The following is a 23,840-nucleotide window of genomic DNA, read 5'->3' on the forward strand; positions in this document are numbered from 1 at the left end:
TGTAAAAGCGGATGTGTTAAAAGTATCTTAAAATTTTCTTAAAAAAAACTTAACAAATATAAATAAAAAACTGCAATTATATTCTTAAAAAGATCAGGAGTGCGACCACATTTTCAGTACCTTTATTTTACGAAACAATAGTCTATGGATTTCAATATTCCCGAACATTTAAAAGGTCTTACCGATGCCGAAGTTAAGCGCTCGCAAGAGAAATTTGGCTATAATCAGCTGAAAGTATCAGAGAAAAGCAGTTGGCTAAAACTGTTGTTCGATATTTTCCGGGAACCTATGCTTATTCTACTTATCATTATTGCGGTAATTTATTTGGTGGTGGGGAATTATGGGGAAGCCCTTTTTATGTTACTGGCGATCGTTTTGGTATCCGGAATTTCCTTTTACCAGGATAACCGAAGTAAAAAAGCGCTGGAAGCTTTAGAAAAACTCAACGAACCTTTGAGTAAAGTTATTAGGAATAATAAGATTTTAGAAATTCCTACGCATGAAATAGCAGTTGGTGATCTATGTTTTACGGAGGAAGGTAAAATGATCAATGCCGATGGAGTAATCGTTCACAGCAATGACTTTTCAGTCAATGAATCGTCCTTGACCGGTGAAAGTTTTTCTGTATTCAAAGATAATAAATCTGAAGATAAAGAGATTTATAGCGGAACTTCTACCGTTTCAGGTTTGGCTGTTTTTGAAGTGCAAAAAATCGGAAAGGAAACGAAGCTGGGAAAAATTGGAGAATCTATTCTCAACATTAAGGAGGAAAAATCACCGCTTCAAATTCAAATCGAACGTTTCATAAAATACATGGCGATTATCGGAATTGCAGTTTTTCTTTCAGTTTGTACCGTAAATTACTATCACACCAGAAATATTGTAGATTCTTTGCTGAACGGATTGACCTTAGCAATGTCGATTTTGCCAGAAGAAATTCCGGTCGCTTTTACGACTTTCATGGCACTTGGAGCCTGGAAACTCATGCGCGAAGGAATCATCATTAAAAAAAGCAGCATCGTAGAAACTCTTGGAAGCACGACCGTTATCTGTACTGATAAAACCGGAACCATTACGGAAAATTCAATGCATCTAAAAGCGGTTTATGATTTTAAATCTGAACGTGTTTTCAATGACAAAGAATTCAATGATCAATCGGTTGCAGAAGTCATCCAATATGCGATGTGGAGTAGTGAACCCGTTCCTTTTGATCCAATGGAAAAAACTTTACATCAGATTTATGCTGAAACTCAAAAAGAGGATTTGCGATCTCATTATAAAATGTTCCATGAATATCCATTAGAGGGGAAACCACCCATGATGACGCATCTTTTTAAAAATAATGAAGGCGAAAGAATTGTCGCTGCAAAAGGAGCACCTGAAGCAATTATCAATGTTTGCAACCTTTCAGAAGTTCAAAAATCCGCGATCCGAAAAGAGATGGAAATTTTTGGCAAAGAAGGATACCGACTTCTAGGCGTGGCGAAATCTGATTTTAAAGGAGATGATTTTCCTTTAAGACAACAAGAAATTTCTTTTGAATTTTTAGGATTAGTCGTTTTCTATGATCCACCGAAAAAAGATATCCAGAATGTTTTCAGAAAAATAGAGTTGGCCGGAATAAAAATTAAAGTGATCACGGGTGATAATGCCCAAACGACAGAAAGTATCGCCATTCAGGCTGGAATTCCGAACGTTTCAAATCCCGTTAATGGTGATGAAATTGCAAATCTTCCGGAAGCAGAATTAATGAAAATTGCGAACGAAAAAGTTCTGTTTACCAGAATGTTCCCTGAAGCAAAACTGCGCGTCGTTGAAGCTTTGAAACAAAACGGAGAAATTGTTGCCATGATCGGTGATGGCGTAAATGATGGACCTGCATTAAAAGCAGCACACATCGGTGTCGCGATGGGAGAAAAAGGTACTGAGATCGCAAAAGCTGCCGCATCGGTTGTTTTGACGAACGACGATTTGGGTAAACTTGTCATCGCCATTGCAGCCGGACGAAGAATTTATACCAATATTAAAAAAGCGGTCCAATATATTATCTCCATTCATATTCCAATTATTCTGACTGTTTCTTTACCCTTATTTTTAGGTTGGGCTTTTCCGCAGATCTTTACACCGGTTCATGTCATATTTTTAGAATTGGTAATGGGTCCAACGTGTTCAATCGTCTATGAAAACGAACCGATGGAAAAAAACACGATGTTGCAAAAACCTCGGCCGATCACAGAAACTTTTCTCACCTGGCGCGAATTAATTTTAAGTATTATTCAGGGTTTGATGATCACTGCCGGAGTTTTATTTATTTACCAACTGACTTACAGAAGTGGTGGAAATGAAGAACTGACGAGAACAATGGTTTTTACCACTTTAATTTTTGCAAATATTTTACTCAGTTTAGCCAACCGTTCCTTCTATTATTCGATGTTTGAAAGTTTCAGGAATAAAAATATTCTTTTGGTTATCATCACTTTTTTGACAATACTTATTTTGGGTGTAATGCTTTATGTTGCGCCAGTTTCAAATTTCTTCAAACTGACTTCTCTCAATATTGAACAAATTTTAACTGCTGCTTCTGCCGCGATCTTGTCTGTGATGTGGTTTGAAATTTATAAACTGATTAAAAGATTTCGTTGAATTTAAAGGAATTAAAAATGATGTATTACTGATCTTTTACGCAATAAAAAAATCCGTTTCAACAATATTGAAACGGATTTTTAAAATTAAAAAGAATATATTATTTAATAATTTTCTGAGTCTGAACTCCAGATTTTGTATAAATTTTTACAAGATAGATACCTTTCGAAATTTTAGAAAAATTAAGCGTATTACTATTTAATGTCGTAGAAATTAATTTCCCGTCAATGCCATAAACTTCTGTTTTGTCAATATTTTCTGATGATTCCAGATGCAAAATATCTTTTACCGGATTAGGATAAACTTTAATTTGATTTTTAGCTACATTGGAAACACCAAGGTTGATCTTATTAAAACGGATATTATCAATTCTCAAGGATGAATTGATTGCAACCGGAGCAGTCACATTTCCAAATCCAAAATAATACACGCCTTCCGCAGGAGCTGTAAAAGATGAGGTATATTCGGTGTAGGTGTTTCCGCTGATTAAACTCGAACTTAGTTCCTGAGTAATCGATTCTTTATTTGGTGCCGTAGCAACACTCAATTTCAAAGTTGCTGGAGAAGCAGTTGCGCTTCCCATCTGCGTAAAATATTTAATTTCTACTTTTTCATTGGCCTGCAGTTTTATGGGATACGAAAAAATCCAGTCATTTTTCGCAAACGTTTTGCTGGTGTTATTGAAAACATAACCGGATCCAGTTTGTGCAGAAGTGCCACTTCCATTGATCCAGGTTCCAGAAGTCCAACCGTCAGAATCGTACTCTCCATAGTTTTCATCGGTATATTCGAAATCATAAGAATAGGGAAGAAGCGCTGCAGTAAAGACAGATTTCGGACCTGCCCAACCTGATCCACAATCAGCATTTTTAAGGAAAAACTGATAACGTGTTCCCGACTGTAAATTATTGTAATTTTTGGTCGTTGAAGTTTGAATTCCTGTAGATGAAACGGGAGTTACGAAATTGGTGAGTCCGGTGTCAACAGAACTAATTCCAGAAGTTGCTCCCCAATTCGCAGTGAAACTTTTTTCGGTTAAGTTCGAGGAAGTGAAAGCTGATAGATCGGGCATCATACAGTTTGCAGAATTGCTGATATAAAGATCATCTAATGCTAAAAAATAGCCATCTGTTGTATCATTTATAAAAGCCAAATGAATTGTTTTCCCTTTGTAAGCAGACAAATCAAGGCTTCTTGCATTGAAATCGTATGCTTGTTCCCCTGTTACATGTTGTAAAGTTGTGGTGAAACTCGCCATTTGGTTGTCGGTTTCAGAAACTTTAATACTGTAAGAATCGGTAAAATCGAAATCATAAGATTTGGCTTTCCAGTAAAGCGTAGGACTACCAACCGCTGGAATAGCGATGGAAGGCGTAATCAACCAGTCATTCGAAGTTCCTGCGGGATCATAAGAAGAAGTACTAAAGGCAATTTTATTATCGAAACCGTCATAAAACTGAATCCAAGCTTCGGTATTAAATTCCTGAACCGGGGCATAAGATGCAACCATATTTCCGTCAGCATTAATTTTTGTATAGGAAGAAATTGGAGTTCCGTTATTGTTTTCGAATCCACTGTTAAAGATTTGCGCATTTACCTGACAAAGGATCGCCAAAGTGGCCACTGATAGAATTTTTCTTTTCATTGAGAGTTTATTTAGAATTAAAAATTATTATGCTATTTTTTTACATGAACGGTTTCATTTCATCCTCTATTTTTTTCCGAAGATCCATGAGTTTGATCGCATAGTGTTCCATTTGTTTCTCCTGTTCGGTGACCGGACTAAATTTTGGAACTTCTACAGAATTACCTTCGTCATCAACCGCGACAAATACAATAATACAATGCGTTTTCTTTTCGAAATCTTTTCGTTTGATATTGCGTGAAAAAACATTGATGGCGATATGCATACTCGTTTTTCCCGTGTAGATGACCTCCGCTTCAACCTTTACAATGTGACCAATTTTAATGGGCGAATAAAACCGAATTCCACCTACATAAACGGTAACGCAATAGCTGGAACTCCAGGAACTTCCGCAAGCATAACCCGCCTGATCGATCCATTTCATTACACTTCCACCATGAACATTCCCCCCATAATTGACGTCGCTTGGTTCAGAAATGAACTGAAAAACTGTTTTGTTTTGCATTATTTAAAGTTTGAGTAGGACAAATATCTGTTATTATTTTTTTTACTAAAAATTTCTCTCCTTTTATTTTGAACTAAAACTCATTTGAAATACAGCCATTAATAAGCAGTACATCAATTAAGGGGTATAAGATTTGCGTCGGCAAAAAATACGAACAACGTTTTTTTTGTGTTTTGAATTACTTCAGAAAATTCAACTTATGTAAATTTTGTGGTCTAATAAATGATAAAATTTATCTTCTATATAAATCAAGATGGTTTTATCTTTAGAATAAATTGGTAAATTTGAATTATGAAAAAAGTCTTCTATCTAAAAACCTGCGGAACCTGTACGAAAATTCTCAACCAATTCAATCTGACAGACTGGGAACTTCGGGAAATTAAAAGCAAAGCGATAACGGAAGAAGAACTTGATGCAATGTATGCGAAGACCAATTCCTACGAAGCGCTTTTCAGCCGGAGATCAACTCAAATAAAAGCGCAAAATATCGACATGAAATCTTTGAAAGAAGATGATTTTAGAAGATTACTGCTCGAACATTATTCTTTTTTAAAACGTCCGGTTTTCCTTACTGATAAAGAAATTTTCGTCGGAAATGAAAAGAAGAATATCGAGAACTTGCAACACTTTTTCGGAAACGAATGATAAAATTTATTTTTATATTCTTTCTTTCTCTAAACCTTTCTGCACAAACGGTTTACAGAACTCCCTCCGGACAGAAATACCATCTCTCGAATTGTAGAATGGTAAAGAATGTCTCCTCAAAATCAACTGTTGAGAATGCGATGAGAGATGGACTTGCTCCCTGTAAAATTTGCAAGCCACCCTTTACATCGACTTATGGTATTGTAGCATCACCAAAAAAAACATCGGGAGAAAGCACGAAAAATCGCTGTCATGGAATAACTAAAAAAGGAACGCGTTGCAAACACTTTACGAGCATCGGCAACAATTTATGTTTCCAGCATTTACCCTAAAAATAAATCCCGCCAATGTTGACGGGATTTACTTTTTATTTTTTAGTTCGGCGTTCTAATAAATTATAAACGCTGATGCTGACAATTGCTCCCATAAGATAATAACCTGTGGTCATCCATTTTTTCTGGTCCGTGTCGGTGGCTTTATTATTTCCTAAAATTTGATCTGCCAAACCAATTGTTCCTGCAGCGCCCAATAATCCTGTTCCTAATGTTTTTGTAATAATTTGGGTTGTATTGGTGGTTGTTGCTAAAGTTGAAAGTAGAAGAGCGTTAGATATTATATTTCCGCCCATTGCTGCAGCGTAAACTTCTTCTTCATCCGACAATTTCACATCAACTTCTCCCAATGATTTTTCGAGCGCAACTTCTCCAACCTGATCAAGATTAGGCGAACCTTTTACGCATTTTTTAAATAATTGATGAACTCCGGTCAATGCCAAAGAACCTGCTAAACCTGCGATACTTCTGTTAATAAAAGACATAATTGTAAAATTTTAAGTTTAATACAAAGACTGCGAAAATGGTGCCACACAAAAAAGCAGATGAAATCTTCATCTGCTTCCTAAAATATTTAAGTTTTGCTTTATACAAAAGGAGTTTTTACCACTTTCGCCGGAATATTTTTATTTCTGATCTGAATAAAAATCTCAGAACCAACGGTAAAATGTGGTCTCGCAACGTATGCCAAACCAATTCCGATTTTTCGCATGGGACTCATTGTTCCCGATGTTACTTTTCCAATTTCGTTTCCTTCAGCATCAACTACCAGGTAATCGTGTCTTGGAATCGCTTTTTCCTGCATTTCAAAACCGACTAATTTTCTTGTAATTCCGTCTTCTTTTTCTTTCGCGAAACGTTCTTTATCTACAAAATCTTTATCGAATTTGGTGATCCAACCCAATCCTGCTTCAAGCGGAGAAGTCGTGTCATCGATATCATTACCATACAAACAAAAACCTTTTTCCAAACGCAAAGTGTCTCTGGAAGCCAATCCACAAGGAATTAATCCAAATTCTTGACCTGCTTCAGTAATCGCTTCCCAGATTTTTACAGCATTTTCGTTTTTAAAATAAATTTCAAAACCGCCACTTCCGGTATAACCTGTGTTCGAAATGATCACGTCTTCACAACCTGCAATTTTGCCCTCTGTAAAATGATAATATGGAATCTCAGAAAGATTAATATCCGTCAGTTTTTGCAAAGTTTCCGTCGCTTTCGGACCTTGAATTGCGATCAACGACATTTCATCAGAAGCATTCGTTAATTTCGCTCCAAATTTTTCGTTGTGTTTTGAAATGTGATTCCAGTCTTTCTCAATGTTAGAAGCATTTACGACCACAAAATATTTTTCGTCGGTCATTTTATATACGATCAGATCATCTACAATTCCGCCGTTTCCGTTTGGCAAACACGTATACTGCGCTTTTCCATTTTCGAGAGCATCTACATTATTTGTTCCAACAAATTGCAGCAAATCCTTTGCAGAAGGACCTTCTACAAAAAACTGACCCATGTGGGAAACATCAAAAATCCCTACTTTTTCCCGAACTGCAAAATGCTCTTCAGTAACGCCGGAATATTGAACAGGCATATCGAAACCTGCAAAAGGCACCATTTTAGCACCCAAAGAAACGTGTTTATCGTACAAAGCCGTCTTGTTCATCTTTTATTTTTATTAAATTTATTTTTTTTTAATTAGGAGCACTCAGATTTTGCTTTTTTCAAAGACTTCACCCGCTTTCCGCTCTATCTTTTTTGCCTCCGCTTTTGCCCTTCCAAAAAAAAGGATGCCGTTGCAATCGGGGCTAGAATTATATTTGTTTTTTTTTACGAAGATTTTTAGTAATTCAGTATTTGAGTATTTGAGTATTTGAATGTTTGAGTTTTTCAATTACTCATTACTCATTACTTATTACCAATTGCTCATCTACAAATGTTCCTTATATTCCTTCAAAATGATCTTAAACCATTCCGTGAAATTCTCCGGATGTTCGATCATTTCTTTTTCTAAATTTTCCATGGAGATGTTCCGAACTTCCGAAACTTCTTCTGGATTTATATGAACTTCACCATTAAAATCTCCTGTGAATACGTGATCCAGCTCATGTTCCCACAAGTTTTGACCAACATCTGCTTTATAAACAAAATGAAATTTTGGACTCAGGTCTGCTTCGATTCCAAGTTCTTCTTTCATACGTCGTTGTGCGCCTTCCAGATACGTTTCGTTATTTCGGGGATGCGAGCAAACAGCGTTCGTCCATTGATTTGGAGAGTGATATTTATGGGCAGCTCTTTTTTGTAAAAGCATTTCGCCTTTTTCATTAAACAAAAAAACCGAAAAAGCGCGGTGCAGAATCCCATTTTCGTGAGCCTGCATCTTTTCCATCAAGCCTAGAATTTCATCATTTTCGTTCACTAAAACTACTTGTTCTTCCATATCACACAAAAATAAGTTTTATAAGTTACGCAGTAAAATTTTTAAGAGAAATTTATGCTTTTAAAATCTTTTTAGAAAAAATTTTTTTGATTGTTTTTTTTAAATATTTTTTGATATCCAATTCCTGCAATAGGGATCGAAGTGTAAATCCCGGAGTCTTGTCTGAAAAGACGAGACGAGGAATTGGAGCGTAGAGCCCGACCCGAGGTGCGGGAAATTAGCGATGGAGAGGGGATTGCCCAAAATTTTCTAAAAATAAAAGATAATCAGCTGTGAATCAATGAAAAGTTGTAATTTTGCAACTTAAATTTTTAAGTGATGGAATTAGAATATAAAGACCACCTGAGTCCAATGTTGAAGGGTGATATCAAGAATTATTTGATTGACATTGATGGTACGATTACCGACGATGTTCCGAATGAGGAACCGGAAAGAATGGTGGATTGTATTCCTTATCCCGATGCTCTGGAAACCATTAACAGATGGTACGATCAAGGTCATATTATTTGCTATTTTACTTCCCGAACTGAAAATTTAAAGCAGATCACGATCGATTGGCTCGATAAGCATGGTTTTAAATACCACAGTGTTCTTTGTGGAAAACCGAGAGGTGGCAATTATCACTGGATTGATAATCACCTTGTAAAAGCGACACGATACAAAGGTAAATTTACCAATATGGTAGAAAAAAAGGTAACAATAGAAGTTTTTGAAGATTAACAGATGAAGGTATTAGCAAACGACGGTTTAGATCAATCAGGAATTGATGCCTTAACTGAAAAAGGTTTTGAAGTAATTACGAATAAAGTTCCACAGGATTTTTTAATTGATTACATCAATGAAAATAAAATTAAAACTATTCTGGTAAGAAGCGCAACTCAGGTTCGTAAAGAAATGATCGATGCTTGTCCGAGTATTGAAATCATCGGAAGAGGTGGAGTAGGAATGGATAATATCGACGTGGATTATGCTCGTTTGAAAAATATTCATGTCATCAACACGCCTTCAGCTTCTTCGGAATCAGTGGCAGAACTGGTTTTCGCACACTTATTTACTGGTGCAAGATTCTTGCAGGATTCAAACAGGAAAATGCCGGTAGTTGGCGATTCTGAATTTGCGAAACTAAAAAAATCGTATGAAAAAGGAATTGAACTTCGTGGTAAAACCATCGGTATTATAGGGATGGGAAGAATCGGACAGGAAGTTGCAAGAATGGCGCTTGGTTTAGGAATGCGGGTTATTGCAGCCGACAGCAATGTTGGAAGAGCAAGTATTAAAGTAAAATTTTACAATAATCAGTTCATCAATGTTGATATCGAAACTGAATCAATTGAAGGAGTTTTGAAACATGCAGATTTTATTACGCTTCACGTTCCCGCACAGAAAGAGGGATATATGATCGGGGAAAAGGAATTCGCGATGATGAAAGATGGTGTTGCCATCGTGAACTGTTCCAGAGGTGGAGTAATTGATGAAGAAGCGTTGGTTTCTGCCTTAAATTCGGGGAAAGTTGCTTTCGGAGGATTAGATGTATTTCTTAACGAACCAACTCCTTCGAAAGAAATATTGAATCATCCAAAAATTTCTATGACTCCACATACAGGAGCTTCAACGATGGAAGCGCAGGACAGAATCGGACTTTCTTTAGCAGATCAAATTTGTAGTATTCTGCAAGTTAATTAGAAAGAATTGTATTTAAAAAATAGTAAGAATGAGTCGAGAGATTCGTTCTTTTTTTTAGTTAGTTGTAAAAAGCGATAAAGAAATTTGATTATTCTACGACGTAAAAAACCCGAAAATATTTTCGGGTTTAAAGTTTATTTATTGAATCTGATTATTTGTTTTTCAACAAATCTCTGATTTCTGCAAGGAGTTGTTCTTGAGTTGGTCCTGCTACAGGTGCAGCTTCAGGTGGTTTCTGCATTTTAGCTGCTGCTTTAATGACCATAAATAATACGATCGCGATACACAGAAAACTAATGATAGCCGAAAGGAAATTGCCATACATGACTCCATTCCAGGAAAGTTTTGTGATATTTTCTGCACCCGCCGCTTTAAGAGTTGGATTCAGTAAAAGTGGTGTAATTACATCCTCAACCAAAGAAGAAACAATCTTACCAAATGCAGCTCCGATAATTACTGCTACTGCCAAATCGATCACATTACCTTTAAAGGCGAATGCTTTAAAATCCTGTACAATTCCCATAGTTTTATATTTTTAATGTTAATAAACAAAAGTAAGAAAACTTTTCAAAAATATTTGTCATCTATTATTTAATGGTTACAGAAAAAGTTAAAGAAATATTTCATTAAATTTAAACATCAAAAAATAATACAAATGAAAATTTTTTCTGCTGAGCAAATTAAAGATGGCGATAATTTTACATTTACTGAAGGTGTATTATGAAAAATTTACGTGATAATAAATTATTAAATAGAATAATTTTTATCTTACAATTTTCGCCTTTCTTAGTTTGTTTTTGTCGAATATTTTAAATTATTTATGTATTTTTAACCAAAATTGATTGTAATTTTTTATTTAACTGATAATCAATTAGATATTTGTTTTTTTTAAATAGCACAACTAATTTTTTTCATATATTTTATATAATACAAAAGGTATATCAAGTGAAAATATTTTCCGCACAACAAATTAAGAATTGTGATACTTTCACAATTAAACACGAACCTGTATATTCTTTAAATTTGATGCAGAGAGTCGCTGATTCCTGTGTAAATTGGATTTCAAATAACTTTAAGGATAAAGAAATTTTCTATATTTTTTGTGGAAACGGGAATAATGGTGGCGGTGGATTAGCGTTGGCTAGAATAATGTATCACAAAGGTTTTGATATCACGGTTTTTATAAATGAAAGTGAAAATTTTTCGAAAGATGCGATGAGCAATCTCATGAAAGTTAAACAAATTGCTCGTATTGATGTTTTTGATTTCAATGAAACTCAGAATTTTAATTTTAAAGAAAATGCAGTTATCATTGATGCTCTTTTTGGGACAGGTCTAAATCGGAAAGCTAACAAGAAAGAAGTCGATCTGATTAATTTTCTAAATAGGGTGAAGCTTTCAAAAGTTGCTATAGATATGCCATCAGGATTATCGGCGGATCATATGATAAATGACAATACAGTTATTTTTAAAGCTGATGAAACATTAAGTTTTCAGTTTTGGAAAAAAACATTTCTTCATCCTGAAACGGGAATTTACTGTGGTAAAGTTCATCTTTTAGATATTTCTTTGAGCGAAGAATTTATTGTCAAAGAACCAACAAATGAATTTGTGATCGGTAAAAAGTTGATCCGTGGTATTTATAAAATAAGAAATGAGTTTTCACATAAAGGAACTTATGGTAAGACTACTATAATTGCAGGAAGTTTTGGTGAAATGGGAGCTGCTGTTCTCGCAACCAAATCTGCACTAAAATCTGGTAGTGGATTAACTTTCATTGTTGCTCCAAAATGTGGTTATGGAATTTTGCAAACTACTTGTCCTGAGGCGAAATATATAGATGGCGGTGAGAATAGCAATTATCATTTCGATATTAACAATGATTCTGTAGTAGGTATCGGTCCAAGCTTAGGAACAGCTCCTGAAACAGAATCTGCTTTTATGGACTTTTTGAAAAGTTGTGATAAACCAATGGTTCTAGATGCAGATGCACTAAATATTATTGCTAAAAATTCTCAATTTTTAAAAAAAATTCCAACAAATTCAATCATTACACCACATCCAAAAGAATTTGAAAGACTTTTTGGGAAAACAGATAATTCTTTTAAAAGATTGGAATTAGGGCGAGAGAAAGCGATGGAATTAGGAATTTATATTGTTTTAAAAGATCATCACACCCAGATCATTACGCCCGAAAATCAGGTTTATTACAATATTACCGGGAATTCAGGAATGGCGAAAGGAGGAAGTGGCGATGCTCTTTTGGGAATCATCACTTCACTATTAGCGCAGAATTATTCACCAAAAGATGCTGCAATATTCGGAGTTTGGCTCCATGGAAAAGCGGGTGATCTCGCGGCAGAAAAATTTTCTAAAGAAGCCATGCTTCCTACTGATTTGATCGATGAATTGGGAAATGTCTTCAAATCCTTAGCATAAAAAAATCCTTTCAATAAATTTGAAAGGATTAGTATTTATTTTGATTAAAATTAATCGGGTTTTTCGTTTTCTTCTTCTGTGATCATGCGGTTTTTCGATGTAAACATAATTACAAATCCAGCTAACATAAAGGGTATAGAAAGTATTTGTCCCGTATTCAGACCTGCAAAATGAATAAATTCATCTCCTTGTGGTTCCTTTAAATATTCTACGAAAAATCGCACGGCCCATAAAATGATGAAGAACAATCCGAAGAGCCAACCTTGCTGATATTTTTTCTTCGTGTATCTGAATAAAATCCACAATAAAACGAAAAGTAAAAAATAGCCGGTCGCTTCAAATAATTGAGTAGGATATCGTGGAACAATTGCACCATACTCCGAACTTTGTTGTGGGAATAAAACCGCAAAAGGAGAGTTTTCAGGTGCTGCTTTCCCAATGATTTCAGAATTGAAAAAGTTCCCAATTCTTACAAATGCACCTCCCAAAGCAACGGGAATCCCAATTCTGTCATAAACCCAGAAAGGATTTTTACGAATTATTTTATAGGAATAATAAAGGGTTGTAAAAATTAACGCGATCGTCGCTCCATGACTTGCCAATCCAGAAAATCCGGTGAATTCTAAATGTGGTTTGGTTCGGATAGGTAAAAATACCGACCAAAAATCTTCTCTGAAAAGTTCTGGCTGATAAAAAATAACGTGACCTAAACGTGCTCCCAAAATAGTTCCTATCAAAGTCCAGGTGAAAAGGGGTTCTACATATTTGACGTTGACGTTATCAATTTTATAAATTTTAGTCATTATCATATAGCCTAAACCAAAGGCGAAAATAAACATCAAACTGTAATAATGTAGCGTCACAGGACCTAAATGTATTCCGGTGGAAGGATCCCAAGTTGAGTATAAGAAAGTCAGCATATAATTTAATTCAAAAATTTAATATTCAAAGTCGCACGTTCAATATTTAAATGATCATTCTTTAATTTAAAATCTATCATTTAAAATTAAAAACTTTCTGTTAATCATTTTTTGGCGGAACTGGATCATAACCTTCTCCTCCCCACGGATGACATCTTGAAATCCTCTTTGATCCTAACCATAAACCTTTGAATGGGCCATGAATACGAAGTGCTTCTACCATATAACTGGAGCAGGTTGGTTCATAACGGCAATGATCTGGGAGTAATGGTGAGATAAACCACTGATAAATTTTTATCAGGACAACCAAAGGAAAAGTGATGATTTTATTGAACATGCAGTTGCAAAAATAACGAAATAGTTTAAATTTGTTCTAAGTTTCTCGTTAAACTTATTTTGACAGAATTTCTCATCATCAAACTTTCAATTATTCAACTTGAATTCTAATACTCCGCTTGCCGAAAAAATGCGTCCCAAAACTTTAGATGAAGTTTTGGGACAGGAACATTTAACCGGGAAAACCGGCACCATTCGCAAAATGTTGGAGAATGATGTTTTGAATTCCTTAATTCTTTGGGGACCGCCAGGAACGGGAAAAACAACTTTGGCAGAAATTATTTCTGAAAAGTCAGGTCGGAAATTTTTTAAACTTTCGGCAGTTTCTTCAGGAGTGAAAGATGTTCGCGAAGTGATCGATGAAGCCAAAAAACAAAATTTATTTTCCGGGAAATCACCCATTTTATTTATTGATGAAATTCACCGTTTTAATAAATCACAGCAAGACTCTTTACTTCATGCTGTAGAAAAAGGCTGGATCGTTTTAATCGGAGCAACTACAGAAAATCCCAGCTTCGAAGTTGTTTCAGCTCTTTTATCGCGAAGTCAGGTTTATGTTTTGAAATCTTTGACTTTCGAAAAGTTAGAAGAATTAGCAGAAATTACATTAAAAAAATATAACGAATTAGAAAATACGACCTTCAAAATAAAAGACAAAGAAGCATTTATCCAATATTCTGGCGGTGATGCGAGAAAACTCATTAACTCGGTTGAAAATGTTTTAAATCAATTTAAAAATTCTGATAAAAAAGAAATCGCCAATCAAGATGTTCTCGATGTTTTACAGGAAACGATGGCGCTTTACGATAAAAATGGCGAACAGCATTACGATATTATTTCGGCCTTCATCAAATCGATGCGCGGTTCAGATCCAAATGGCACCGTTTATTGGTTAGCTCGAATGTTGGTCGGTGGAGAAGATATTAAATTTATTGCGAGAAGAATGTTGATTTTAGCTTCCGAAGATATCGGTTTAGCCAATCCCAATGCTTTGATCATGGCGAATAATTGTTTCCAGGCCATCAATATTATTGGAAATCCTGAGGCGAGAATTATTTTAAGCGAGACTGCAGTTTATTTGGCGGTTTCCCCGAAAAGTAATTCTACGTATATGGCGATAAATGAAGCAATGTCTTTTGTGAAAAAGACGGGGAATCTGGCGGTTCCGTTACATTTAAGAAACGCTCCGACAAAATTAATGAAAGATTTAGATTACGGGAAAGATTACGGCTATGCTCATTCACACGAAGGAAATTTTGTTGATTTAGAATTTCTGCCGGATGAAATTAAAGGAACTAAATTTTACGAACCTGGAAAAAACACCACTGAAAATAAAATTGCTGAAGAACTCAAAAAGAAGTGGAAAGGCAAATATTAATGTTCTGATTTTTAAAATTTAAGAAACATCTGATTGATTGTCAGGTGTTTTTTTTATCTTTAATTTAAATTTTAGATCATGAAAAAATTATATTTCCTTATATTAACTACCCTCTTTTCAGTAAGTCTTTTTTCTCAAGCATATGTTGAAAACAAAACTTTGGTTGATAATGAAGTGAAGAATTACGAAAAAATGATCAATTTTAATGTGAATCCAAACACTTTAAATTATGATCTGAAATACCAAAGGATGGAGGTGAACTTAGATCCGGCGATTTTGCAGATTTCGGGTTCGGTAACTTCTCATTTTTTACCAAATTCAGCAATGTCGAGTATTTATTTCGACTTCACCGATCAAATTCCGGTATCTGAAATTCTTTATCACGGAACGAATTTAAATTTCCAGCAATTGTCCACGAAAGAATTAAAAATTGATTTCCCAACGACATTGCCCGCAAATACGTTGGATTCTTTGACTGTAAAATATTCAGGCGTACCCGATAATTCCGGCAGAACTTCTTTTTATGTGGGAAACCATTCAGGAAGTCCCGTGATGTCAACATTGTCTGAACCTTACGGCGCGCAAAACTGGTTCCCGACGAAACAAAGTATGAACGATAAAATTGATCGGTTCGATATGAAAATTACAACGCCAGAACTTTACAGCGTAGCCTCAAACGGAAAATTAATGTCTGAAAATTTAATTGCAGGTAACAAAAAAGTTACATTTTGGCGGACCCAATATCCGACCGCTGCTTACTTAATTGCATTCTCCATCGGAGAATTTGTGAAGACCACAGATGTTATGGGAAATACATCATTTCCATATGTGAATTATTTATATCCTGACACGAGTGCAAATTCTGCAATTCAAAATAATTTGGAATGGACGAAGCAGTGCATGACGATTTTTGAAAATTATTTCGGACCTTATCCTTTTTCTAATGAAAAATACGGTCACATGGAATTTGCTGTAAATGGAGCGTGCATGGAGCATCAAACAATGTCCTCCATGAGTTCTTTCGGGAAAACAGAAATTGCACATGAACTTTCCCATCAATGGTTTGGCGATAAAATCACGTGTGGCTCCTGGAATGAAGCCTGGTTGAATGAAGGTTTTGCCACTTTTGCAGAACATGTAATATTTGAGAAAAATATCAAGACGCACGCAGAATTTATGGCTCATTTATCCAACCAAATTAATGTGATTACAAGCCTTCCAAACGGAAAGATTTATGTGAATGACACTGATCTGGGAAATGTTGCTACTGTTTTCAGCGGACGGTTGACTTATGTAAAAGGCGGTTTTACTTTGCGCATGATCAAATGGATTTTGGGTGATGATGTCTTTTACCAAATGTTGAAAGATTATACTTCAAATCCGGCATTTATCTATAAATATGTAAAAACAGAGGATTTCAAAAATCAGATTTTGACTTCAACAGGAAAAGATTTTACAGAATTTTTTAATGACTGGATTTATGGTCAAGGTTATCCCACTTATACCATTAAATGGAATCAACCAGTTGCAATTCAGGATATTAAATTTTTGGTTTCTCAAACGCAAAGTGATCCGTCGGTTAGTTTTTTCAAATTGCCTTTGCCGATAAGAGTTACGGGAACAAATGGGGAAATCGCTGATCTCGTTTTAGACAATACTTCAAACAGTCAGTCTTTTTCAAAAGCAATAAATTTTGAAGTTGCGACCGTAGAATTTAATAAAGAATATGAAATTATTGAAAAAAACTCAACCGTGATTTTTGATGCTGCGTTAGCAACCGATTCTAATGTAAAAGATGACATAGTTTTGTTTCCAAATCCTGTAAAAGATCAATTGAGCTTTAAAGGAATTTCAAAAGTTTCACCTTTCGAAATCTATTCGTTGGATGGTAAATTAATTAAAAAAGGAAATTATAAACCTTCCAGTTTTATTAATATTTCTACTTTTAATTCTGGTATTTATTTCATTAAAATTGACGGGAAAAATATCAAATTTTCGAAAAACTAGACTTTGAAATTCACCTGTTTTTAAATTAACCCTCCAGCACATATTCATTATAATGTCCGAGAAATTTTACATTTGCGCCAAAAGATCTTAATTCTGCCAAAGCGTTTTCTGATAAAATTGAATGCCATTCATTAGCAATATTAATAAAGAAAAAATAATTTCCTAATCCTGTTTTCAAAGTTCTGCTTTCAATTTTTGACAAGTTCATTTTTCGCCACGCAAAAACCGATAAAACCTGATGCAATCCTCCCGCATGATCTTCGGGAAGGGTTATAATTAAAGAAGTTTTCTCAGAAGTTTTAGGAAGATCTAACTGTAAATTATTTTTCTTTTTTGAGATGACGATAAATTTGGTATGATTCTGCTCAAAATCCTGAATATCAGAATTGATGATTTTTAAACCATACAATTTCGCGGCATAAGAATTTGCGATCGCGGCCCATTTTTCCTGAGGATTTTCTGCGACTAATTTTGCCGAAGCAGAAGTAGAACTGAAATCCTGCGTTTCCATATTCTTAAAATGGTCATTTCGGAAATGAAAAGTTTGCGCTAAAGCTTGCGGATGAGAAATAATTTTTTCGAAATCTTCATTATTAGGATTAATCATTAGATGATGCGCAATCGACATCACCGCTTCAGTTTCGATAAAAATATCTTCGAAATGGTAGAGATAATCCAAAGTCACAGAAACGGTTCCCTCAATAGAATTTTCGAGCGGAACCACTGCTTTTTCGACCTCGCCATTTTTTACCGCATTAAAACAATCTAAAATACTCGACTGCGGAATAAGTTCATTATCAGGAAATATTTGGGAACACGCCAACTGCGTGAAACTTGCGTGTGGACCGAGGAAAGCAATTTTCATTCAGCAAAAATAAAAAAGGCATTCGAGATAAAGTAGTTTTATTAAAGATAATTTTTTAATTTATTTTGATTTGAAAAGTTCTGAACTTCGAAAGATCATCACTTAAATTTAGTAGCTAAGGAATAACATATTGGCCAAAAAAAATCTGTACAAATAGTACAGATTTTATTATTCAGAAAATATTTTTCTTTTATGCTCTCACTTCGGTATTGATTCCTTCGCTGATCGCTCCACGGGAAATAGTCATTTGTGGCATTGAATAAATTTGAGATTTTGCTCTTAATTCAACAATTTTTTTTACGTAATCTAAATTTTTTGCTTCTTCGATCGTCATGTCCTGAAATTCGTATATTTTCACAACATCATTCTTTTCGAATGATTTTTTAATGTTGTTTAATTCTTCTTCATTACGAACTGCAACACTTGTAATCAGACTTTCAACTTCAGCGCTTGCTTGAGTGTTTTTAAGACCTAAAAGTTTTTTCCAGAAGTTTCTTTTTTCTTCCTTAGAACTGTTTTTATTGGTTTTATAAATGATATAGTCTTCATTTTTAATGCCTGACTCTTCGATTCCTTCTGATATTTCTTTTGCAAATTTTTGGTTTGGAAATAAACCTACTACTGTGTAATTCATCTTGATATTTTTTTGTTTTTAATTTCTGTACAAAGATACTTCTCTTTTACGTCAAAAAAGTTAATATTTAAGAAATTAATGCGTAATTGATAAAAATCATGTATTTTTTTACGAATATAATAATTGATATTGTCTATTTTAAGAAGTGGTTATTTTAGGTCATAATAAAGTAAGATAACTAGTCTGTGTTGAGGGAAAATATTAAATATCTTTGTCTGATATAAAAATTCTATTATGAATATTATTTTAGCATCAACTTCAACGCTTTTCGGGGGAAATTATTTAGAATATCTGCAACATGAAATAAAGGAACTTTTCACAGGAATCGAAGAGATCATTTTTATTCCTTTCGCAAGACCGGGCGGAATTTCGCATGAAGATTACACAAACACAGCGAGTATATTCTTTTCGAAACTTAATATTAAGGTGAAAGGTCTTCATGAATTTGAGGATAAAATCGAAGCAATAAATTTGGCGCAAGGTTTTTTCACCGGTGGCGGAAATACTTTTCTTTTGGTCAAAACTTTGCACGAACAAAATTTAATGACTCTTTTAAAAGAAAATGTGGAAAAAGGAAAACCTTATTTAGGTTCCAGTGCAGGATCGAATATTGGTGGTCTCAATATGAAAACGACGAATGATATGCCGATTGTTTATCCGCCAAGTTTTGAGACGATGGGATTGGTTCCTTTTAATATTAACCCACATTATTTAGATGCCAATCCGAATCTAAAACATAATGGTGAAACAAGAGAAACTCGGATCAAAGAGTTTTTGACTCAAAATGACACCAAAGTAATCGGACTTCGGGAAGGAAACTGGATCCGCAAAGTTGGAAATAAAATTACGGTTGAAGGAAATCAACTCACTAGAATTTTTGAAAAAAATAAAGAACCATACGAAATTGAAGCGGGAAGTGAATTGTAAATTATTCCTGCCAGTTTTTATCGATAAACTCCATTAAAAACGATGGGCATTTTATCACTTTATTTGTTTTGGAATCCAAAAAGAAAAGCGTTGTTTTGGCTTCCGTGATTTTCTGTTTAGAACTGTTATAAATTTCATATTCAAACTCGACCCGAACTCCGGGAATTTTTTTGATGAAGGTATGAATTTCGAGAATTTCATCATACAAAGCAGGCTTCAAATACTTAATGCTGTACTCCGAAACAGGCAACCAAATTCCCTGATTTTCAATCTCATCGTATGATATTCCTAATGTGCGAAAAAGCTCAACCCGCGCAACTTCGAGGTATTGAGCATAGATGCCGTAGTACACATATTTCATGGGATCTGTTTCTGCGTAACGTACTCGTATTGAGTGGGTTGTGTGTATCATTGAAGTTTAAAATTGATCATACAAATATATTTTTAAATAACCAATAGCACAAAAATTTTTTTAAGAAATTTTAAAATTCGATATTTGTTGTCCTGCCAAAATTAAATAATTCAGGAAAAATTGTACAAGGAAAATGAATGAAAATTTAACTCTCATTTGGGAAAATTGTCTTCAGTTCATGAGAGATAATCTCAATGCCGCTGAAGATAATACTGATCTAAAAAAACTAGAAAATTCTTTTGATTTGCTGTTCGATAACGTGCAGCCAGTTTCTTTGGTAAGCAATAATCTTACCCTTCTAGTCCCGAGTGATTTTTACAAAGAATACATTGAAGATAATTATTTGTCTTTGCTTTCTGCAGCGCTGAAAAAAAATATTGGAAAGGGAGTAAAACTTTGGTATTCTGTGATGGAAAACAGACCAAGTGGTCAGGAAAAACCCATTACTGTTAACTTCAAGGGAAAAAGTATTCCTACGCCAAAAATTCAGGAAACTTTGCCACCGTCATTTTCTGCAAATCTGATTAATCCTTTTGTTGTTCCGGGAATGAAAAAAGTGAACATCGATTCTAATCTGAAAGCTGATTTTTCTTTTGATAATTATGTGGAAGGAGAAAGCAATAAATTTGCCGCGACCGTAGCGAAATCGATTGCAAAAAGACCGGGCGCAACCGCATTTAATCCGCTATTTTTACATGGTGGTTATGGAGTTGGTAAAACGCATTTGGGTCACGCAGTCGGTTTAGAAGTTAAAAATTCTTATCCGGATAAAGTGGTTCTTTATCTTTCTTCCGAGAAATTTATTCAGCAATTCGTTTCTGCTGCTAAAGCTCATAAACAAACAGAATTTGCGAATTTCTATCAAATGGTTGATGTTTTGATCATCGATGATATTCAGTTTTTGTCTGGAAAAAAATCGACGCAGGACAGTTTCTTCCATATTTTCGACTATCTGCACCAAAACGGAAAACAGATCATCTTAACTTCTGATAAAGCGCCTGTTGATATATTAGATATTCAGGAAAGAATTGTTTCCCGATTCAAATGGGGACTGTCTGCTGAAATAAAATCTCCTGATTTTGATACGAGAAGAAGAATTATTATCGATAAACTGAGCCGCGACGGGATTGTCTTAACAGAAGATATGCTGGATTATCTTGCCTCGGAAGTAAAAACTAATGTTCGTGAATTGATCGGGGTTATTAATTCAGTGATTGCATATTCGACAATATATAAGTCAGATTTATCATTGGAACTACTGAAAGAAACCATAAGTAAGATCGCAGCGAACCAGAAAAAAGTGATCAATATTCCTTATATTCAAGACGTTGTTTGTGAGTATTTTGGAATTGAAAGAGAGCAACTTTTATCGAAAACACGTAAAAGAGAAATTGCTCTTCCACGACAATTGGCGATGTATTTTGCAAAAGAGTTGACCAACGCTACCTTTACGAAAATCGGTGAGGAAATGGGCGGAAAAGATCACTCAACCGTAATGTACGCTTGTGATACGATCAAAGATGTTTCAAAAATTGATAAGGAACTGAAAAAATATGTAAAAGAATTAGGCGAAAAAATTAGACAATAATTTGCTCATTAAATATCAAAATAATAAAAAGGGATTTTTTTAAATTCCTTTTTTTATTTGTATTTTCCGAACTTTGTAAAAATATTTTATATGAAAATTTTAATGGTTTGTCTCGGTAATATCTGTCGCAGTCCGCTTGCAGAAGGAATTTTGAAATCAAAGTTACCCGATGATTTTACAGTAGATTCAGCGGGAACGCTCGAAAATAATGCAGGAAAAAGTCCAGATCACCGCTCCGTTTCGACTGCCCAAAAATATAATATCGATATCTCTGATCAGCGATCCAGACTCTTTGTTGCACAGGATTTTCAAAAATATGATCGCATCTATGTAATGGACAAAAGCAATTTGAAAAATGTATTGTCTTTTTCAAACGATGAAGATGAACGCCAAAAAGTTTCCTTAATTTTAGGAGATCAGGAAGTTCCGGATCCTTTCTGGAGTGAAATAGAAGATTTCGACAAGGTCTATAAAATGCTCGATAAAGCTTCTGATAAGATTGCCGAAGAATTAAAAGAATCGGTTTTAAAAGAGCCAGGTAAAAGTAAAAAGAGCCAAGTTGATTAATCGTTTTAAAAGAAATTTCTTTTCAAAATGCTGATCATCAAATCATCAAATCATCACATCATCAAATCATCACATCATCAAATTAACAAATCATGCTATTCCTTATTCCCGCTTATTTATCTGAAAACTCGCCCATTGATTATTTCGCCCCTTCGATTAAAGAATATATTTTAAAAACCGATTATTTCTTTGTGGAAAATGAAAAGACGGCCCGAAAAGTCATCAAATATTTCGCACCCGAGAAAAAACAAGCTGATCTGAAACTTTTCCTTTTAGATAAATATTCGGAAAGAAAAGATTTACAGGAAGCGCAGATGTTGATGATCAAAGGTCAGGATTTCGGCTTGTTATCAGAAGCTGGACTCCCGTGTATCGCTGATCCGGGAAATGTAATGGTGAAATGGTGTCACGAAAATTCTGTAAAAGTAATTCCGGTTAATGGACCTTCTTCTATTATTTTAGCACTGATCTCCAGCGGTTTGAATGGTCAGGAATTTACGTTCCATGGATATTTGCCAATTGACCGTTCGGAAAGAAGATCTAAAATTGCAGCACTCGAAAATCAAATTAATTCTACAGGATATTCTCAGATTTTTATGGAAACTCCGTATCGCAATAATCCACTATTTGAAGATTTGTGTAAGTTTCTTTCTCCACATATAAAGCTTTGTATTGCGGCGAATATCAATGATCCTGAGAATGAATTTATCAAGACTTTGACCATTAAAGAATGGCAGAAAAACAAACCGGAACTACATAAAATTCCGGCAGTTTTTGTTTTGGGAAAATAAAGTTTAACAACCATTAACAGCTCTTTTGCATCATAGTTGATTATACTGGTGAAATAAATTATTATGTCAGAAAAAAAATTAGCAGGAATCTGGATGGATTCGGAAAATGCAATCGTGGTAAAAAATCATGATATCGAAAGTTCATTTATGTTTTTTCTTTGCGATCCTGTAAAACGTGAAGTTCAACACGGGAATTCCAGTGAAAAAAATGCAAACAACGTGGAACAAACCAATACTACAAAGTATTTTAAAGATTTGGAACATTTGATTACTAATACTGTAGAACTTTATTTAACAGGTACGGGAACGATTCAAGAGCAGTTTAAAAATCATCTTGCAGAAACGCCCCAGTTTAAAAATTTAAAAGTGACGCTTGGTACGGATCAAAAAATGAGCGGCGAGCAATTTTTAGAAGAAGTAAAATCTCACTTCAACGTTTAGGAAATTATTTTAAAAAATATTAAACCGTTTCTTCATTTTTGAGGAAACGGTTTTTTTGTGATTTCTCTTAAAATTTTTAATATTTAATTCCAGTTTTTTTCAGTAGGAAATGCAATAACCAAATCGGTCCAATTAAAAGAAATTGCATATCCTTTAGAAAACTCGGTTTTTTGCCTTCGATCTTATGACCATAAAATTGTCCGATCCAAGATAAAACGAAAACTGCGAGAAAGATAATCCAGGATTGATGCTCCAATTTCACATTAACGAAATAGACCAGATGCTCCAGGAGCAGCATTATAAAAATCATTATCAAACCGATTCGCCACGATAATCTGATGTAAAAAATAGTAACTAAAATTAAAGCAATAATAGAAACAATACTTATGGCTCCAAAATATTTTAGAAAAAAATGCGGCGCAGGAATAAGCGAAATAAATCCTAAAATCGACCAGAATATAAGAGGGACACAGATCCAATGAATGGTTTTGTTGGTGTGATTTTGGTGACTTTCGGCATATTCTGCAAAGAGTTGATTAATTTTTCTCATTGGTTGTAATAATTGGGTCTAAATTATCAAATTTTCGCCTCAAGTCAACACTCTATTTTAAATTGATTTTAAGCGATGTAAATTTTCGACTT

Annotated in this window: 25 protein-coding genes; 13 read left to right on the top strand and 12 right to left on the bottom strand. The window is 34.6% G+C overall.

What is annotated here, in order from left to right:
- Window positions 1–144 precede the first annotated feature (144 nt).
- Window positions 145–2,643, top strand: a complete 2,499-nt coding sequence (locus tag OA86_RS09100; RefSeq protein ID WP_039351954.1) for a cation-translocating P-type ATPase — start codon at window positions 145–147, stop codon at window positions 2,641–2,643.
- 100 nt (window positions 2,644–2,743) lie between these two features.
- Here OA86_RS09100 and OA86_RS09105 read toward each other — a convergent pair whose 3' ends face one another.
- Both OA86_RS09105 and OA86_RS09110 read right to left on the bottom strand, forming a co-directional pair.
- Entirely contained in the window at window positions 2,744–4,288 is a 1,545-nt protein-coding gene (locus OA86_RS09105; protein WP_039351957.1) for a T9SS-dependent choice-of-anchor J family protein, read from the bottom strand.
- A 40-nt stretch (window positions 4,289–4,328) separates the two neighbouring features.
- Window positions 4,329–4,793: an acyl-CoA thioesterase gene (locus OA86_RS09110; RefSeq protein ID WP_039351960.1), complete on the bottom strand. Its 465-nt coding sequence runs from the start codon at window positions 4,791–4,793 to the stop codon at window positions 4,329–4,331.
- Window positions 4,794–5,084: 291 nt separating this feature from the next.
- On the opposite strand from OA86_RS09110, the gene OA86_RS09115 reads away from it, so the two are divergent.
- Both OA86_RS09115 and OA86_RS15685 read left to right on the top strand, forming a co-directional pair.
- Window positions 5,085–5,438, top strand: a complete 354-nt coding sequence (locus OA86_RS09115; RefSeq protein WP_052257466.1) for an arsenate reductase family protein — start codon at window positions 5,085–5,087, stop codon at window positions 5,436–5,438.
- Window positions 5,435–5,770, top strand: coding sequence for a hypothetical protein (locus tag OA86_RS15685; RefSeq protein ID WP_126340514.1), 336 nt, complete (start codon window positions 5,435–5,437; stop codon window positions 5,768–5,770). The genes OA86_RS09115 and OA86_RS15685 overlap by 4 nt, the downstream gene beginning before the upstream one ends.
- A 35-nt stretch (window positions 5,771–5,805) precedes the next feature.
- On the opposite strand, the gene OA86_RS09120 is transcribed toward OA86_RS15685, so the two are convergent.
- The 3 genes from OA86_RS09120 to idi all read right to left on the bottom strand — a co-directional run bounded on the left by OA86_RS09120 (window position 5,806) and on the right by idi (window position 8,210).
- On the bottom strand, window positions 5,806–6,255 hold the full coding sequence (locus OA86_RS09120) for a hypothetical protein (RefSeq protein ID WP_039351967.1): 450 nt from the start codon (window positions 6,253–6,255) through the stop codon (window positions 5,806–5,808).
- Window positions 6,256–6,356: 101 nt separating this feature from the next.
- Complete coding sequence (gene gcvT / locus OA86_RS09125; protein WP_039351970.1) at window positions 6,357–7,436, bottom strand: glycine cleavage system aminomethyltransferase GcvT; 1,080 nt, start codon at window positions 7,434–7,436, stop codon at window positions 6,357–6,359.
- A gap of 264 nt (window positions 7,437–7,700) precedes the next feature.
- Window positions 7,701–8,210: an isopentenyl-diphosphate Delta-isomerase gene (gene idi, locus OA86_RS09130; RefSeq protein ID WP_039351973.1), complete on the bottom strand. Its 510-nt coding sequence runs from the start codon at window positions 8,208–8,210 to the stop codon at window positions 7,701–7,703.
- A 318-nt stretch (window positions 8,211–8,528) separates the two neighbouring features.
- Here idi and OA86_RS09135 point away from each other — a divergent pair, with 318 nt between their 5' ends.
- Both OA86_RS09135 and OA86_RS09140 read left to right on the top strand, forming a co-directional pair.
- Window positions 8,529–8,930, top strand: coding sequence for an LNS2 domain-containing protein (locus OA86_RS09135; protein WP_039351976.1), 402 nt, complete (start codon window positions 8,529–8,531; stop codon window positions 8,928–8,930).
- Window positions 8,931–8,933: 3 nt separating this feature from the next.
- Entirely contained in the window at window positions 8,934–9,893 is a 960-nt protein-coding gene (locus OA86_RS09140; RefSeq protein WP_039351979.1) for a D-2-hydroxyacid dehydrogenase, read from the top strand.
- Window positions 9,894–10,044: 151 nt separating this feature from the next.
- Here the strand turns inward: OA86_RS09140 and mscL are convergent, their stop codons facing one another.
- The gene (gene mscL / locus OA86_RS09145; RefSeq protein ID WP_039351982.1) at window positions 10,045–10,416 is read right to left on the bottom strand and encodes a large conductance mechanosensitive channel protein MscL; all 372 of its coding nucleotides are present in this window, start codon (window positions 10,414–10,416) and stop codon (window positions 10,045–10,047) included.
- Between the two features lie 422 nt (window positions 10,417–10,838).
- Between mscL and OA86_RS09150 the strand changes: the two genes are divergently transcribed.
- Window positions 10,839–12,332, top strand: coding sequence for a bifunctional ADP-dependent NAD(P)H-hydrate dehydratase/NAD(P)H-hydrate epimerase (locus tag OA86_RS09150; protein WP_039351985.1), 1,494 nt, complete (start codon window positions 10,839–10,841; stop codon window positions 12,330–12,332).
- Window positions 12,333–12,382: 50 nt separating this feature from the next.
- On the opposite strand, the gene lgt is transcribed toward OA86_RS09150, so the two are convergent.
- Both lgt and yidD read right to left on the bottom strand, forming a co-directional pair.
- A complete protein-coding gene (lgt, locus tag OA86_RS09155) occupies window positions 12,383–13,252 on the bottom strand; it encodes a prolipoprotein diacylglyceryl transferase (protein WP_039351994.1) in 870 nt (289 codons plus the stop codon).
- A 100-nt stretch (window positions 13,253–13,352) separates the two neighbouring features.
- On the bottom strand, window positions 13,353–13,589 hold the full coding sequence (gene yidD, locus OA86_RS09160) for a membrane protein insertion efficiency factor YidD (protein ID WP_039351997.1): 237 nt from the start codon (window positions 13,587–13,589) through the stop codon (window positions 13,353–13,355).
- A gap of 99 nt (window positions 13,590–13,688) precedes the next feature.
- Here yidD and OA86_RS09165 point away from each other — a divergent pair, with 99 nt between their 5' ends.
- Entirely contained in the window at window positions 13,689–14,966 is a 1,278-nt protein-coding gene (locus OA86_RS09165; RefSeq protein ID WP_039351998.1) for a replication-associated recombination protein A, read from the top strand.
- A gap of 78 nt (window positions 14,967–15,044) precedes the next feature.
- On the top strand, window positions 15,045–16,973 hold the full coding sequence (locus OA86_RS09170; protein WP_039352000.1) for a M1 family metallopeptidase: 1,929 nt from the start codon (window positions 15,045–15,047) through the stop codon (window positions 16,971–16,973).
- A 25-nt stretch (window positions 16,974–16,998) separates the two neighbouring features.
- Here the strand turns inward: OA86_RS09170 and pheA are convergent, their stop codons facing one another.
- Window positions 16,999–17,838, bottom strand: coding sequence for a prephenate dehydratase (gene pheA, locus OA86_RS09175; protein ID WP_039352003.1), 840 nt, complete (start codon window positions 17,836–17,838; stop codon window positions 16,999–17,001).
- A gap of 190 nt (window positions 17,839–18,028) precedes the next feature.
- Window positions 18,029–18,472, bottom strand: coding sequence for a hypothetical protein (locus OA86_RS09180; protein ID WP_039352005.1), 444 nt, complete (start codon window positions 18,470–18,472; stop codon window positions 18,029–18,031).
- A gap of 234 nt (window positions 18,473–18,706) precedes the next feature.
- Between OA86_RS09180 and pepE the strand changes: the two genes are divergently transcribed.
- Window positions 18,707–19,399: a dipeptidase PepE gene (gene pepE, locus OA86_RS09185; protein WP_039352009.1), complete on the top strand. Its 693-nt coding sequence runs from the start codon at window positions 18,707–18,709 to the stop codon at window positions 19,397–19,399.
- Window position 19,400: 1 nt separating this feature from the next.
- On the opposite strand, the gene OA86_RS09190 is transcribed toward pepE, so the two are convergent.
- Window positions 19,401–19,811 (bottom strand): acyl-CoA thioesterase, encoded by a 411-nt coding sequence (locus tag OA86_RS09190; protein WP_039352012.1) that lies wholly within the window; start codon window positions 19,809–19,811, stop codon window positions 19,401–19,403.
- Window positions 19,812–19,944: 133 nt separating this feature from the next.
- On the opposite strand from OA86_RS09190, the gene dnaA reads away from it, so the two are divergent.
- The 4 genes from dnaA to OA86_RS09210 all read left to right on the top strand — a co-directional run bounded on the left by dnaA (window position 19,945) and on the right by OA86_RS09210 (window position 23,198).
- Window positions 19,945–21,399, top strand: coding sequence for a chromosomal replication initiator protein DnaA (dnaA, locus tag OA86_RS09195; RefSeq protein WP_039352015.1), 1,455 nt, complete (start codon window positions 19,945–19,947; stop codon window positions 21,397–21,399).
- 90 nt (window positions 21,400–21,489) lie between these two features.
- A complete protein-coding gene (locus OA86_RS09200; protein WP_052257467.1) occupies window positions 21,490–21,966 on the top strand; it encodes a low molecular weight protein-tyrosine-phosphatase in 477 nt (158 codons plus the stop codon).
- A gap of 92 nt (window positions 21,967–22,058) precedes the next feature.
- Window positions 22,059–22,757: an SAM-dependent methyltransferase gene (locus tag OA86_RS09205; RefSeq protein ID WP_039352017.1), complete on the top strand. Its 699-nt coding sequence runs from the start codon at window positions 22,059–22,061 to the stop codon at window positions 22,755–22,757.
- A 63-nt stretch (window positions 22,758–22,820) separates the two neighbouring features.
- Window positions 22,821–23,198, top strand: a complete 378-nt coding sequence (locus tag OA86_RS09210; RefSeq protein ID WP_039352019.1) for a hypothetical protein — start codon at window positions 22,821–22,823, stop codon at window positions 23,196–23,198.
- Between the two features lie 76 nt (window positions 23,199–23,274).
- On the opposite strand, the gene OA86_RS09215 is transcribed toward OA86_RS09210, so the two are convergent.
- Window positions 23,275–23,748 carry an Mpo1 family 2-hydroxy fatty acid dioxygenase gene (locus tag OA86_RS09215; protein WP_039352023.1) on the bottom strand — a complete coding sequence of 158 codons (474 nt, stop codon included), beginning with the start codon at window positions 23,746–23,748 and terminating at the stop codon, window positions 23,275–23,277.
- Between the last annotated feature and the right edge of the window lie 92 nt (window positions 23,749–23,840).

The organism is Kaistella jeonii (assembly GCF_000812865.1).
Lineage (GTDB): Bacteria > Bacteroidota > Bacteroidia > Flavobacteriales > Weeksellaceae > Kaistella > Kaistella jeonii.